Genomic DNA, 12,847 nt, shown 5'->3' with positions numbered 1-12,847 from the left:
CGCCCGCGCGAGCCCGCATGAGTATTGGCCATTCGGCGAGCGAGGCAATGCCGGATCGAGGCGGCGGCATCCGCATGGGCATGAGGTCCGCCGCCCGCCGCCGGCGTTCGGCCGAGCGGCGCGCTCGCTCAGGACTTTCTTTCGTCGAGATAATCCTGTGTCGTGCGGACGTGCGGGCGGTCTCCGCCGAAAAGCGGGGCGCTCTCGCCATGATACTGGGCTTTCACACGACAATCGTCGCACATGCGGATCAGGCGCGTATTGTCGGAATTGGTGAACATCGAATGCTTGCCCTCAAGCTTTTCGACGATGCGCTCTACCGTGCTCCTGACGCCGAAAAGCGCGCCGCATTCAATGCAGGGGTAGGGCTCCTCCTCATGCAGCACGATCTGGGAGAAGGCCGCGTCGGCGAGGTTCATGCGCGGCGCCAGCGTGATCGCATTCTCGGGGCAGATCGTCGCGCAGAGCCCGCACTGAAGACAGGCGTCCTCCTGAAACCTCAATTGCGGCTTGTCGGGGTTGTCGGTGAGCGCCGCGGTCGGACAGAGCGAGGCGCAGGAGAGGCAGAGCGTGCAGGCGTCCTGGTTTAGCAGCACCGCGCCATAGGGCGCGCCGCCCGGCAAGTCGTAGGGCGCTGGCGTATCTTCGCCCGCAAGCGCCTTCGCCGCGAGACGCGTCGCCGCGCGGCGGGCGTCCAGCGGAAGAATGGGCGTTGGCTTCAGCGCTGGCGGAGCCGTGACGTAGAGCGCGTCCGAGAGCGCGTCGGGATCGACCGGATCGAGCATGCGAATCCGTCCGGCGCCCACGCCCGCGCCGTTGGCGAGCGCAGCGGCGAGTTCGATCTGCGGTTCGATCGCTTGCCGGTCGGCTTTCGGGCCGAGCAGCATGTCGATCGTGGTGAAGCCGTTCGCCAGAGCGACGAGCATTTCGGCGTGGCCGAACCCGGCCAGCGCCTCCACCTCCAGCGGAACGACGTCGGCGGGAAGGCCCCGGCCGCAGCGCGCGGCGAGGGAGATCATTTCACGCCCGTGAGCCGAATCGTGCACGAGCAGCCGCGGCGCATCGCCGCCGGCGTCGCGATAGGCCGCGGCGGCGATGCGTGTGAGGGCGAACACATGTGCGGCCGGCGGGTTGTCGTGGGCGGCGGCGCCCGACGGGCAGACGGCGGCGCATGCGCCGCAGCCGGCGCAGATCAGCGGGTCGATCCTGACCGAGTCGCCATCGGGCGCGATGGCGCCGGTCGGGCATAGATCGAGGCAACGGGTGCAGCCAGTCTGCCCGGCGCGCGAATGGGCGCAAAGGCTTTCGGTGAACGCGATGTGGAGCGGTTTTTCGAACGTCCCCACCATCTGCGCCGCATCGAAGACGGCGCGGGCGACGGCGTTGGGATCGCCCGGATCGGCGCGAAGATAGCCCTCGCGCTTTTCATACGCAGGAAAGAGCGGCGGCCCGCCCCTCAAGTCGAGAATGATGTCGCATTCTGATTCGGCGCCGTCCGTCGGCGGCGCGAAACCAGGTTCGCGGCCGCCCGGGCGGCCCTCCTCAAACCCGTCGAATGTGACGCTGAACGCGCCGAGCGCGCCGCTGGCGGAGCGAATTCGCCCGCGATGCGTGTCGAAGGCGCGTCGCGTCGCGGTTGGCGGTTCGGGCGCGTCAGAGAGGACACAGGTGACGCTGAGCGCGTCGGCCAGCCGCGCAGCTGTGGGAAGCGCGACGGCGCTTTCGCCCAGGATCAGACACAGCCCCTCGGAAACGACGTCGAAGGTTTTTTCCGGCGGCGGCGCGAGGCGGGCGATAGCGAGAAGAGCCGCGATCTTCGGCGCCTTCGACGCGCGGTCCTTGGACCAGCCCGCGCGGTCGCGAATGTCGACGCAAAGCGGGTCGGGAGCGCCGACCGCCTCCGCGAGCGCTTCGAAAAATGCGTGTTCCTGTCCGCAGGCGACGATAACCTCGCCCGATGCGATGAGCTGCGCCGCCTCGCCCCTTTCCGTGGCGCAAAGCGATGTGTGAACGCGCGAACAGGCGAGGCCGGTCGCCCGCTCGATCGCCTTGGCGTCGAGCGTCTGGGTCTTCTCGCAGTCGCATAGCAAAAGCCGGGGCGCCATGCGTTCACCTCTCGATCTGCGGAACTGGACTTCGGCCGTCTGGCCTGTCAGCACTTGGACGTCCGGCGAGGTTAGCGACGGTCGCGTAGCTTGGCAAAGAGCAAAGGGCGTTCAGCGAGGACGATGACCGAAAAGTCGATCTCCATGCCGGTTGGCGTCATCCTGCGCCGCTCGCCCGGCGTCACTCGCTGGGCGAAATTCTCATGGCGCGTGATCGGCGTTCTGCCCGGCGCCGGCCCGGCCGACTGGCGAGAATTGCGCCGGGAGGCGGTGGAGAACGGCGAAGCGGTGGATTTTCACGCCGGCACGCTGACGCTGACGCTTCACCGTACCGACACGGAGGCCTATCTCGTTGCTCTGAGCGCGGAGCCGCCCGTGGTGTTCGTCGTGCTGCGCAAGCCCGGCGGCGCGGACGACAGGCTGGAGCTCTCGGCGATCACCGCGTCGGCCTTCGAGGCGCAGGATTACGCCGACAGCGGCGAGGAACTGGTCGAACCGGTTCCGGCGCCGCCGGGGCTGGTCGCCTGGATCAGCGATTTCGTCGCGCGCCATCATCGCGACGAGACTTTCGTGAAACGCCAGAGGAAGCGATGGGCGGAGCGGGAGGCCGTCGAGGGCGGCGCCGATCCGCGAGTCCGCTCCGCTTCCAATGTTTTTCGCGCCCCGACAGCGCGCAAGACGGAACCCCGATGAGCGCCGGGGAGGATGATTTCCTGAGCCGCTGGTCGCGGCGAAAACGCGACGCGGAGGCGGGCGTCGCCCCTGACGACGAGCCGCCGGCGCCGCCGAACGGCGCGCAGGAGGGGTCGCCGGAAGGGACTGACCAGCGCTCGGACGAGGAGATCCTCGAAGCGCTTGGCCTCAAGCATCCGGATGCGCTGGAGCCGGGTGACGACGTGCGGGGCTTCATGCAGGCGGCGGCGCCCGAACGGCTTCGGCGCATGGCGCTGCGCAGGCTCTGGCGCTTGAATCCGGTTCTCGCCAATCTTGACGGCCTCGTCGATCATGGTGACGACTTTACCGACGCTGCGACGGTGCGGGCCGACATGAAGACGCTCTATCGCGTCGGCGCCGGAATGCTGCGCGAGCTCACGGAGCCGGTGGAGCCGGAATCCGAAGACGCCGTCGAACCGGATCCGGCGACGCTGGAGGAGCCCATGGCGGACACGGAACCGCTTTCGGCGCCTGACACGCCGGCGGATATCCAAAAAGCGGCGCGCGCCGAGTCCGGCGTTGACGAGGTCGCGGGACCGACCCGCAAACGCATGGCGTTTCGGCGCGAGAAGTAGCTTTTTCGCGACCGGCCGGGATTTTGCTTGGCCAAACGGCTGGGTGAGGCTTAGGCTTTGGCCAGAACATTTTTGAGTCGCTATTGAAGCGGCCAGGATCGGGGAGTGATGTTGAGCGCCAGCGCAGCTCAGGCCGGGATTGGCGAAGAAGACGCGCTACGCGCGGATCTCTACGATTTTCTTGGCGCGCTTCTTGCCCGACCACCATCGAAAGACCTGCTGGAAAAGGCGGCCGGACTCACCGGCGACGATACGCCACTCGGCCGGGCGACGGGCGCCTTGGCGCGCATCGCGGCCACGACCGGCGAGCGCGCCGCGAAGGTCGAGTTCGAAAAGCTCTTTGTCGGTCTCGGGCGGGGAGAGTTGCTGCCCTACGCCAGTTTCTACATGACCGGTTTTCTCAATGAGAAACCATTGGCGATGCTCAGGAACGAAATGGGCCGGCTCGGGATCGTGAGGGCGCCGAACGTCTTCGAGCCGGAGGACAACATAGCCTCGATCTGCGAGATGATGGCCGGCCTGATCCGGGGGCGGTTCTTCGTCGCTGCGGACCTTCAGCGCCAGCGGGAGTTCTTCAACCGGTTCGCCGCGCCCTGGGCCGGTCATTTCTTCGATGATCTCGCGGGCGCGAAGAATTCGGTTCTATACGCGCCCGTCGGGGCGATCGGCGCGACGTTCATGGAGATCGAGCGCGAGGCGTTCCGGATGGCCGGCGGCTCGAACTGATTGACGAAATTGAAGCCGGCTCGCGCGCGAGCGGCGAAAGGAGAGAGCGAATGAGCGGGAAAAAGAAGGGCGAGAGCCGCAGGGATTTTCTGAAGCTCGCGGTCGCCGCGCCGGCGACGGCCGCGGCGGTCGCCGGCGCGCCGGAGAAAGCGGCGGCGGAAACGCGCCCCGTGGGCAAGGGTTTGCGCAAGACGGCGCATGTGAAAGCCTATCTGGAGAGCGCCCGCTTCTGACCGGGTGGATTTGACATCGCCGGCCGCGAGAGCGCGGGTCCGGCGAAGACCGACACGACACCAAGCAAGGTCCGGGACGGACCCAGCACGGGGAGAATACGATGCTCAGGAAAAAAACCGGCGGGATCGCGCGTGGCGCCCGGAATGGGTCGATCCTGTCGGGCGTGACCGAGAAATCAGTAGATCGCCGCGCGTTCCTGCGCGGCTCGGGCCTCGCGATAGGCGGGCTCGCCGGACTCGGCGCCTTGGGCGGCACGGTGACGCGGGCCGAGGCGCAGGCGGCGACCGACGGCGCGGTCGAGACGATCAAGTCGGTCTGCACGCACTGTTCCGTCGGCTGCACGGTCATGGCGGAAGTCTCCAACGGCGTCTGGATCGGTCAGGAGCCGGGCTGGGACAGCCCGTTCAATCTCGGCGCGCATTGCGCCAAGGGCGCCTCGGTTCGCGAACACGCGCATGGCGAGCGCCGGCTGAAATATCCGATGAAGCTGGTGGACGGCGAATGGACCCGCGTCAGCTGGGAGGAGGCGATCGACGAGATCGGCGACCAGATGCTTTCGATTCGCGAGGAGAGCGGGCCGGATGCGGTCTACTGGCTCGGCTCCGCCAAGCATTCGAACGAGCAGGCCTATCTCTTCCGCAAGTTCGCGGCCTATTGGGGCTCGAACAATGTCGATCACCAGGCGCGGATCTGCCATTCGACCACGGTTGCGGGGGTTGCGAACACGTGGGGCTACGGCGCCATGACCAATTCCTACAACGACATACACAATTCGAAGGCGATGCTGGTCATCGGCGCCAACCCGGCCGAGGCGCACCCGGTCTCGCTGATGCATCTGCTGAAGGCGAAGGAGGAGAATAACGCGCCGCTGATCGTCTGCGATCCGCGTTTCACCCGCACCGCCGCCCACGCCGACGAATATGTCCGCTTCCGCCCCGGCTCCGACGTCGCTGTGATGTGGGGTCTTCTCTGGCACATCTTCGAGAATGGATGGGAGGACAGGGAGTATATCCGCACACGCGTCTGGGGCATGGACCAGATCCGGACCGAAGTGAAGAAGTGGAACCCGGAGGAGGTGGAGCGCGTCACCGGGGTCCCGCCGGAGCAGATGCGCCGCGTGGCGCGGACGCTGGCGAACAACAAGCCCGGCACTCTGATCTGGTGCATGGGCGGCACCCAGCATTCCAACGGGAACAACAACACGCGCGCCTATTGCGTGCTTCAACTCGCGCTCGGCAATATCGGCGTCTCCGGGGGTGGCGCGAACATCTTCCGCGGCCACGACAACGTGCAAGGCGCGACCGATCTCGGTGTGCTCAGTCATGACACGCCGGGCTATTACGGGCTCTCGGAGGGCGCCTGGGCGCACTGGAGCCGGGTCTGGGAGGAAGATCTCGACTGGCTCAAGGGCCGGTTCGCCACGGTGCCGGGGGCCGGCAAGGACGGCGCCGATCTCAAGCTAATGAATGAAAACGGTATCCCGGTCAGCCGCTGGATCGACGGCGTTCTCGAAGACGTCGAGAACATGGACCAGCCTAGCAAGGTGCGGGCCATGGTGTTCTGGGGTCACGCGCCGAACTCCCAGACCCGCGGCGCCGAGATGAAGACCGCGATGGAGAAGCTCGATCTTCTCGTCGTGGTCGATCCCTATCCGACCGTCTCGGCCATTCTCCACGACCGGACGGACGGCGTCTATCTGCTTCCGGCCGCGACCCAGTTCGAGACGCGGGGCTCGGTCACCGCCTCCAATCGCTCGCTCCAGTGGCGGGACCGGGTTTTCGAGCCGCTCTTCGAGAGTGTGCCGGATCAGGACATCCTGGCGAAGTTCTCTAAGAAGTTCGGCTTCGCCGATCGGATCTTCCGGAATATCGCGATGGACGGCGAGGATCAGCCGAATGTCGAGGATATCACCCGCGAGTTCAATCGCGGCATGTGGACCGTCGGCTACACCGGCCAGTCGCCGGAGCGGCTCAAGCTTCACATGGCGAACCAGCATACATTCGACCGGACCACGCTCAAGGCCAATGGCGGCCCGGCGGATGGCGACTATTACGGTCTGCCATGGCCATGCTGGGGCACGCCCGAAATGAAGCATCCGGGCACGCCGCTGCTTTACGACACCCACAAGCGCGTCTCCGATGGCGGGCTGACCTTCCGCGCCCGGTTCGGGGTGGAGCGTGACGGCGACAATCTGCTCGCCGACGGGGTCTATTCGCTCGGCTCGGAGATTCAGGACGGCTACCCCGAGTTCACCATGCAGATGCTGATGGATCTCGGCTGGGACGGCGATCTGACCGCGGAGGAACGCGCCGTGATCGACGGGATCGCCGGGCCGAAGACAAACTGGAAGACCGATCTTTCCGGCGGTATACAGCGGGTCGCGATCAAGCACGAATGCGCCCCCTTCGGCAACGCCCGCGCCCGCGCCGTGGTCTGGACCTTCCCCGATCCGGTGCCGCTCCACCGTGAGCCGCTATATTCGAGCCGGCGCGATCTGGTGGCGGATTATCCGACCTATGAGGATCGGAAGTTTTATCGCCTACCGACGCTTTACGCCTCGATCCAGAAGAAGGACTTCTCGAAGGATTATCCGATTATCCTCACTTCCGGCCGGCTGGTGGAATACGAGGGTGGCGGCGAGGAGACCCGCTCGAACCCGTGGCTGGCCGAGTTGCAGCAGAACATGTTCGTCGAGGTCAACCCGCGCGACGCCAACAATCTCGGCCTGCGCGACGGCGCGCAGGTCTGGGTCGAGGGGGCGGAAGGCTCCAAGGTCAAGGTGATGGCGCTGCTGACCGAACGTGTCGGCGTCGGCGTCGCATTCATGCCGTTCCACTTCGGCGGGCATTTCCAGGGCGAGGATCGAAGGCACAAATATCCCGACGGCGCCGATCCTTATGTGCTTGGCGACAGCTCGAACACCGCGCAGACATACGGCTACGATTCAGTGACCCAGATGCAGGAGACGAAAGCCACTCTCTGCAAGATCTGGGCCGCGTAAGGGAGGAATGAGAAATGGCGAGAGCGAAATTCCTCTGCGACGCCGAGCGCTGCATCGAATGCAACGCCTGTGTGACCGCCTGCAAGAACGAGCATGAGATTCCCTGGGGCATCAACCGCCGCCGGGTGGTGACGATCAATGACGGCAAGCCGGGTGAGCGGTCGATCTCGGTCGCCTGCATGCATTGCTCCGACGCGCCCTGCATGGCGGTCTGTCCGGTGGATTGCTTCTACCAGACCGATGACGGCGTGGTTCTGCACTCAAAGGATCTCTGCATCGGGTGCGGTTATTGTTTCTATGCTTGCCCGTTCGGCGCGCCACAATATCCGCAGGCCGGCAATTTCGGCAGTCGCGGCAAGATGGACAAATGCACATTCTGCAATGGCGGGCCGGAGGAGGACAACTCGCAGGCCGAGTTCCAGAAATACGGCCGCAACAGGATCGCCGAGGGCAAGCTGCCGATCTGCGCCGAGATGTGCTCGACCAAGGCCCTGCTCGCCGGCGATGGCGACGATGTGAGCGATATCTACCGCGAGCGGGTCGTCGCCCGCGGATTCGGCTCCGGCGCCTGGGGCTGGGGGACGGCCTACGGTCAGAAGGGCGGCTGACGCCGAAGAACTGACGGGAATGCGGGGTGGGCGGGTGCGTGAAAGCGCCCGCCCGCCTTGTTACGAAGACAGCGGCGAAACGTTCCGGACGGAGACGCCAATGGCGCGCATTATCGCAACCCTCATGTTCATCATCGGCTTCGCCTTCGCCGGGATGCTCCCGGCCTCGGCGCAGGACCTTGGTCTGAGGCTCCCGGGCGCTGAGGCGCTTCAGGGCCGGAATGCGACCGGAGGCGCGCAGACGCTGGAGGATATCCTCGCCCGCCAGCGCGCCGCGGGGGCGCCGACGACCGCGCGCGACGATGCGATGGGGAACGCCGAAGCGCTGGTTGGCCCGCTCGAAACCCGCGGCGGCGCCTCCGATAGCGAAATCTGGTCGATGTTGCGCCACGGGACGGCAGACACCATCGTCTCGACCCGGCAGGCGCGGGACGCCATACTTGTTCAGGACAGTGGGATGGAATGGCTGAAGTTCCGCGCCGGGCCGCTGCGCGAATATGGCGGCTATCTGCTGTTGGGGACGCTCGGGCTTCTCGCGCTCTTTTATCTGATCCGCGGACGGGTCCGGATCGAGGGGGGGCGAAGCGGCGTTCGCATCTTGCGTTTCGGCGCGATCGAGCGCTTCGGTCATTGGCTGACCGCCGGTTCGTTCATTCTCCTCGCGCTGACCGGATTGATTACGCTCTTTGGCCGCGTCGCGATTATCCCGTGGTTCGGGCATGAGTTCTTTTCGCCTCTGGCGATCGGGTCAAAATGGATTCACAACAATGTCGCCTGGCCGTTCATGCTGGGCCTCGTTCTGATCTTCGTGATGTGGGTTCTTCACAACATCCCGAGCAGGCATGATCTCGTCTGGCTGCTGAAGGGGGGCGGACTGTTCACGAAGGGGACGCATCCGCCTGCGAAGAAATTCAACGCGGGCCAGAAGATCGTCTTTTGGGCGGTGATCATCCTCGGCGCGTCGGTGTCGGCCTCTGGCCTTTCGCTGATCTTCCCCTTCGAGATCCCGATGTTCGCCAAGACCTTCGGCTTCATTAACGAACTCGGCCTGCCAGGCTTTTTCGGGCTCGACGCCTTGCCGGAAACACTGACGCCGCACGCAGAAATGCAGCTGTCCTCCATCTGGCACGCCGCCATCGGTTTTCTGATGATGGCGGTCATCCTTGGCCATATCTATATCGGCACGATCGGCATGGAGGGCGCGTTCGACGCGATGGAGTCTGGCGATGTCGATCTTCAGTGGGCCAGAGAGCATCACAACCTCTGGGTCGAGGAACTGGAGGCCGAAGGCCGCAAGGGCGCCGCGGCGACGCCAGCGGAGTAGGTGATGCGGGTCGGGGCATGGCGGAAACTCGCTACGGCGTCAGGGGATTGAGGAGCAAGACATGCGCGTCATTCTCGTCGCGTTTCTGGCGGTCGTCATTATCGGCGTCGGCGCGGGTTTCGGTCTTTCCGAACTCAACCCGCGCGCGGGCGTCGAGGCGCCCTCGGTTCGATTGAGCGACTGAGTCGGCGCCTCGCGCCGCTTGAGCCGGTGACGGATTCGGGACATCTTTCCCGCCCGGAGCCGGTCCAGCGGAGGAAAGCGCCCTGTCACCGCCGCAATATCTGACAACCAGGGAAGTCGCCGACCTTCTGCGGGTCAAGGAGCGCAAGGTCTACGACCTCGCCGCGGCGGGTGAGATTCCGCATCGCCGGATCACTGGCAAATTGCTTTTCCCGAATGCCGAGATCGTCGCGTGGATCGAGGGCGACGCGGGTGGGGGCGATCGGCCGCGTCCGGCGGTGCTCGCGGGATCGCACGATCCGCTTCTCGACTGGGCGGCGCGTGAGAGCGACGGCGGGCTGGCGATGTTGCTGGACGGCAGCGCGGACGGGCTGGAACGGTTCGCGGCGGGCGAGGCGGCGCTCGCCGGCCTCCATATACCCGATGACGAGGGCTGGAACATCGCCGCGCTTTCGGCGCGCGGGGTCAGGGGCTGTGTGCTGATCGGCTGGGCCTCCCGGTCCCAGGGATTGATACTCGGCGATGGGCTGGAAGGGGCGCGGCTGTCGGATCTTCGTGGTCGTCGGGTGGCGCTGCGGCAGGAAGGAGCGGGCGCGCGCGCGCTCTTCGACCGGATTCTCGCCGCGGAAGGAATGTCGACCGCGGATTTCGTCGCGGCGTCCGGGCTGGCGCGGACCGAGAGCGAAGCCGCGGCGGCGGTCGCTTCGAGTGAGGCGGACGCGGCGTTCGGACTGGCGGCGATGGCGCGTCAGTACCGGCTCGGTTTCACGCCGCTCGCAGAGGAACGGTTCGATCTGCTGATCGATCGGCGGTCGTATTTCACCGAGCCGGTTCAGCGTCTGCTCGCCTTCGCTGCGACGCCGGCGTTCGCGGAAAAGGCTGCGGCGCTCAGTGGTTACGACGTCGGCGGGCTCGGCGCGGTGCGCTGGCTCTCGCCCTAAGCGCTTGTCGGGCGGAGGCGGACGGCGCGTCGGATCAGACGAGGCGCCCGCCGCGCCGCCATTCAGCTCCCGGCGTTGGGGAAGAAGAGCTGCTGGCCATCGACCTTGTAGGCGGCGATGGCGGCTTGGCCCTCATCCGAAATAACCCAGTCGACGAACATCTGGCCAAGATCGGCTTTCACGTTCGGGTGCTTGTCCTTGCTCACCAGAATGATTCCGTACTGGTTGAACATCTTCGGGTCGCCCTCGACAGCGACCTCGTAATCGCCCTTCGCGCCGAAGGAGATCCAGGTCGCGCGATCGGTCATGATATAGGCGCCCATGCCGGTGCCGGTGTTGAGCGTCGCGCCCATGCCGGAGCCGGTTTCGCGATACCAGCCGCCTGAAGCGGCGCTGACGTCGATCCCGGCCTCCTTCCAGAGCCGCAGTTCGGCCTTGTTGGTGCCGCTGTCGTCGCCGCGAGACGCGAAGGGGGCTTCCGCCTCTGCGATCTTGGTGAGCGCCGCGACGACGTCGCTCGAACCCGAGACGCCGGCCGGATCGGAGGGCGGACCGACGATGACAAAATCGTTGTACATCACGTCGAACCGCTCCACGCCGTCGCCGGCGGCGACGAATTTCTCCTCGGCCGGTTTCGCATGGACGAAAAGCACGTCACCGTCGCCATTCGCCGCGTTCTTGATCGCCTGCCCGGTGCCGACGGCGACGACGCGGACCTCGACGCCGGTCTCTTCGGTAAAGAGCGGCAGGAGATGATCGAACAGCCCGGAATTCAGCGTGGAGGTTGTCGACTGCACGATGATGAACTTGTCCTGAGCCACGGCCGGAGCGGCCGCGCCGAGGGCAAGAATGGCCGCTCCGGCGAGTCCGAGAAATGAGCGTCTGATCATGGGGCGTCTCCCTTGCTTGTCGTCGGATGGTTGTCGTGTTCGAGATAAAGGCGGCCGTCGATCCAGGCCCGCGCCGCGGCCGAGCGCGGCGCGTCGAGGACGCGCGCGGCCGGGCCGAACTCCGTCAGACGGCCCTCATGGAGGAAGGCGACATCTTCGGCGAGCCGCCGCGCTTGGCCGAGGTCATGGGTGATGACGACCACGGTCACGCCCTCGGTCCGCGCTTCGCGGATCAGCGCCTCGATCGCGTGGGTCGAAGCGGGGTCGAGGCTGGCGGTCGGCTCGTCGAGAAAGAGCAGCTCCGGCCCGCAGGCGAGGGCGCGGACGACGGCGAGGCGCTGCTGCTCTCCGCCTGACAACACCCGGGCCGGGCTGCGGGCGAGGGCGCCAAGATGGGCTCGCTCCAGCGCCTCCGCCTCTCGTCGCGCGCGCTCGGCGCCGGTGAAGCCGCGAACGGCGAGCGCGAAGCGGATATTGGCGAGGACCGAACGGCGGAGCATCACCGGGCGTTGAAAGACCATCGCCTGCTTGAGACGCGCCGCGCGGTCGAGCGGGCGCCCGCGCCATTGGACCGCGCCGGCGCCGGGCGTGATCAGCCCATGCATCAGGCGCAGCAGCAGGCTTTTTCCGGCGCCGTTCGCCCCCATCACGGCAGTCAGTCGGCCGGGTCGGATCGAAAGCTCGACCCCGTCGATCAGCCGTTTTCCGCCTGCGTCGAAGACGAGCCCGCGCGTCTCCATCAGAGGCGGGGCGAACGCGTTCTCCACCACCGTCGCGTCGTGGCTAATCGGCAGGAGTTCAGGCATAGGCCGCCCTTGTCGCCGAGGCGCGGAGCGTCATCACCGCGGCGTTCACGACCAGGGCGATGGTCAGAAGAATGACGCCGAGCGCAAGCGCCAACTCCAGATTGCCCTTCGACGTCTCGAGCGCGATCGTCGTCGTCATGACCCGCGTGACATGGTTAATGTTGCCGCCGACCATGATCACCGCCCCGACCTCCGCCACCGCCCGGCCGAACCCGGCGAGCGCGACGGTGAGAAGGCTGTAGCGTGCGTCCCAGAGCAGCGCGGCCGCGCGGTCGATCGGGCGGACGCCAAACGAGGCGAATTGCTCAGCATATTCGCGGTTCAGATCCTCAACCACCTGCCGCGTGAGCGCGGCGACGATCGGGGTGACGAGGATCGTCTGCGCGATGATCATCGCCGTGGGGGTGTAGAGAAGTCCGAGCACGCCGAGAGGGCCGGAGGCGGAGAGCAGGAGATAGACGAAGAGCCCGACGACGACGGGCGGCAGGCCCATCATCGAATTGAGGACGAGCGTTGCGACCGTGCGCCCCGGAAAGCGGAAGGCCCCCACCGCCGCGCCGAGCGGCAGTCCGATCAGGCAGGCGAGAATGACCGCCGCCAGCGTGACGCGGAGCGAAAGGCCGATGATCTCGACCAGGTCCGGGTCCCAGACGAAGATCAGCCCGAATGCGCTGGCGAGCGTGGTGGCGAAATCCTGCAATTGTGCGTTCTCTCCCGTGCTCGGGACAGAATGCATGAAA

13 protein-coding genes are annotated in these 12,847 nt (G+C 66.2%); 9 read left to right on the top strand and 4 right to left on the bottom strand.

The features are described from left to right. Positions 1-128: 128 nt before the first annotated feature. Entirely contained in the window at positions 129-2,105 is a 1,977-nt protein-coding gene (locus G5B40_RS09170) for a 4Fe-4S binding protein (RefSeq protein WP_165097761.1), read from the bottom strand. Positions 2,106-2,228: 123 nt separating this feature from the next. Here G5B40_RS09170 and G5B40_RS09165 point away from each other — a divergent pair, with 123 nt between their 5' ends. From G5B40_RS09165 to G5B40_RS09130, 9 genes are all read left to right on the top strand, one after another. Beyond that, a complete protein-coding gene (locus G5B40_RS09165) occupies positions 2,229-2,798 on the top strand; it encodes a DUF3305 domain-containing protein (RefSeq protein ID WP_246209772.1) in 570 nt (189 codons plus the stop codon). Beyond that, on the top strand, positions 2,795-3,394 hold the full coding sequence (locus tag G5B40_RS09160) for a DUF3306 domain-containing protein (protein WP_165097758.1): 600 nt from the start codon (positions 2,795-2,797) through the stop codon (positions 3,392-3,394). The genes G5B40_RS09165 and G5B40_RS09160 overlap by 4 nt, the downstream gene beginning before the upstream one ends. A 108-nt stretch (positions 3,395-3,502) precedes the next feature. Next, positions 3,503-4,120: a TorD/DmsD family molecular chaperone gene (locus tag G5B40_RS09155; RefSeq protein ID WP_179961614.1), complete on the top strand. Its 618-nt coding sequence runs from the start codon at positions 3,503-3,505 to the stop codon at positions 4,118-4,120. 50 nt (positions 4,121-4,170) lie between these two features. Further along, on the top strand, positions 4,171-4,353 hold the full coding sequence (locus tag G5B40_RS09150) for a twin-arginine translocation signal domain-containing protein (RefSeq protein ID WP_165097755.1): 183 nt from the start codon (positions 4,171-4,173) through the stop codon (positions 4,351-4,353). 101 nt (positions 4,354-4,454) lie between these two features. Next, entirely contained in the window at positions 4,455-7,355 is a 2,901-nt protein-coding gene (locus G5B40_RS09145; RefSeq protein WP_165097752.1) for a formate dehydrogenase subunit alpha, read from the top strand. Between the two features lie 14 nt (positions 7,356-7,369). Continuing rightward, entirely contained in the window at positions 7,370-7,963 is a 594-nt protein-coding gene (gene fdh3B, locus G5B40_RS09140; protein ID WP_165097750.1) for a formate dehydrogenase FDH3 subunit beta, read from the top strand. A gap of 100 nt (positions 7,964-8,063) precedes the next feature. Then, positions 8,064-9,287, top strand: coding sequence for a formate dehydrogenase subunit gamma (locus G5B40_RS09135; RefSeq protein ID WP_165097747.1), 1,224 nt, complete (start codon positions 8,064-8,066; stop codon positions 9,285-9,287). 61 nt (positions 9,288-9,348) lie between these two features. Continuing rightward, positions 9,349-9,471, top strand: coding sequence for a hypothetical protein (locus G5B40_RS21390; RefSeq protein WP_281350573.1), 123 nt, complete (start codon positions 9,349-9,351; stop codon positions 9,469-9,471). Positions 9,472-9,553: 82 nt separating this feature from the next. Next, positions 9,554-10,411 carry a helix-turn-helix transcriptional regulator gene (locus G5B40_RS09130; RefSeq protein ID WP_165103440.1) on the top strand — a complete coding sequence of 286 codons (858 nt, stop codon included), beginning with the start codon at positions 9,554-9,556 and terminating at the stop codon, positions 10,409-10,411. Positions 10,412-10,473: 62 nt separating this feature from the next. On the opposite strand, the gene G5B40_RS09125 is transcribed toward G5B40_RS09130, so the two are convergent. The 3 genes from G5B40_RS09125 to G5B40_RS09115 are packed head-to-tail and all read right to left on the bottom strand — an operon-like array spanning position 10,474 to position 12,807. After that, entirely contained in the window at positions 10,474-11,301 is an 828-nt protein-coding gene (locus tag G5B40_RS09125; RefSeq protein ID WP_165097744.1) for an ABC transporter substrate-binding protein, read from the bottom strand. Beyond that, positions 11,298-12,107: an ATP-binding cassette domain-containing protein gene (locus tag G5B40_RS09120; protein ID WP_179961613.1), complete on the bottom strand. Its 810-nt coding sequence runs from the start codon at positions 12,105-12,107 to the stop codon at positions 11,298-11,300. The genes G5B40_RS09125 and G5B40_RS09120 overlap by 4 nt, the downstream gene beginning before the upstream one ends. Further along, on the bottom strand, positions 12,100-12,807 hold the full coding sequence (locus G5B40_RS09115) for an ABC transporter permease (RefSeq protein WP_425500090.1): 708 nt from the start codon (positions 12,805-12,807) through the stop codon (positions 12,100-12,102). The genes G5B40_RS09120 and G5B40_RS09115 overlap by 8 nt, the downstream gene beginning before the upstream one ends. Positions 12,808-12,847 lie beyond the last annotated feature (40 nt).

The sequence above is a fragment of the Pikeienuella piscinae genome (assembly GCF_011044155.1).
Lineage (GTDB): Bacteria > Pseudomonadota > Alphaproteobacteria > Rhodobacterales > Rhodobacteraceae > Pikeienuella > Pikeienuella piscinae.
Note: the sequence above shows the minus strand (reverse complement) of the source record. Positions and strands in the feature narration are given on the sequence as shown.

Excerpts from the sequence above, each read along its gene's own strand:
- G5B40_RS09170 (WP_165097761.1), bottom strand. The coding sequence starts at position 2,105 with ATGGCGCCCCGGCTTTTGCTATGCGACTGCGAGAAGACCCAGACGCTC.
- G5B40_RS09165 (WP_246209772.1), top strand. The coding sequence starts at position 2,229 with ATGACCGAAAAGTCGATCTCCATGCCGGTTGGCGTCATCCTGCGCCGC.
- G5B40_RS09160 (WP_165097758.1), top strand. The coding sequence starts at position 2,795 with ATGAGCGCCGGGGAGGATGATTTCCTGAGCCGCTGGTCGCGGCGAAAA.
- G5B40_RS09155 (WP_179961614.1), top strand. The coding sequence starts at position 3,503 with ATGTTGAGCGCCAGCGCAGCTCAGGCCGGGATTGGCGAAGAAGACGCG.
- G5B40_RS09150 (WP_165097755.1), top strand. The coding sequence starts at position 4,171 with ATGAGCGGGAAAAAGAAGGGCGAGAGCCGCAGGGATTTTCTGAAGCTC.
- G5B40_RS09145 (WP_165097752.1), top strand. The coding sequence starts at position 4,455 with ATGCTCAGGAAAAAAACCGGCGGGATCGCGCGTGGCGCCCGGAATGGG.
- fdh3B (WP_165097750.1), top strand. The coding sequence starts at position 7,370 with ATGGCGAGAGCGAAATTCCTCTGCGACGCCGAGCGCTGCATCGAATGC.
- G5B40_RS09135 (WP_165097747.1), top strand. The coding sequence starts at position 8,064 with ATGGCGCGCATTATCGCAACCCTCATGTTCATCATCGGCTTCGCCTTC.
- G5B40_RS21390 (WP_281350573.1), top strand. The coding sequence starts at position 9,349 with ATGCGCGTCATTCTCGTCGCGTTTCTGGCGGTCGTCATTATCGGCGTC.
- G5B40_RS09125 (WP_165097744.1), bottom strand. The coding sequence starts at position 11,301 with ATGATCAGACGCTCATTTCTCGGACTCGCCGGAGCGGCCATTCTTGCC.
- G5B40_RS09120 (WP_179961613.1), bottom strand. The coding sequence starts at position 12,107 with ATGCCTGAACTCCTGCCGATTAGCCACGACGCGACGGTGGTGGAGAAC.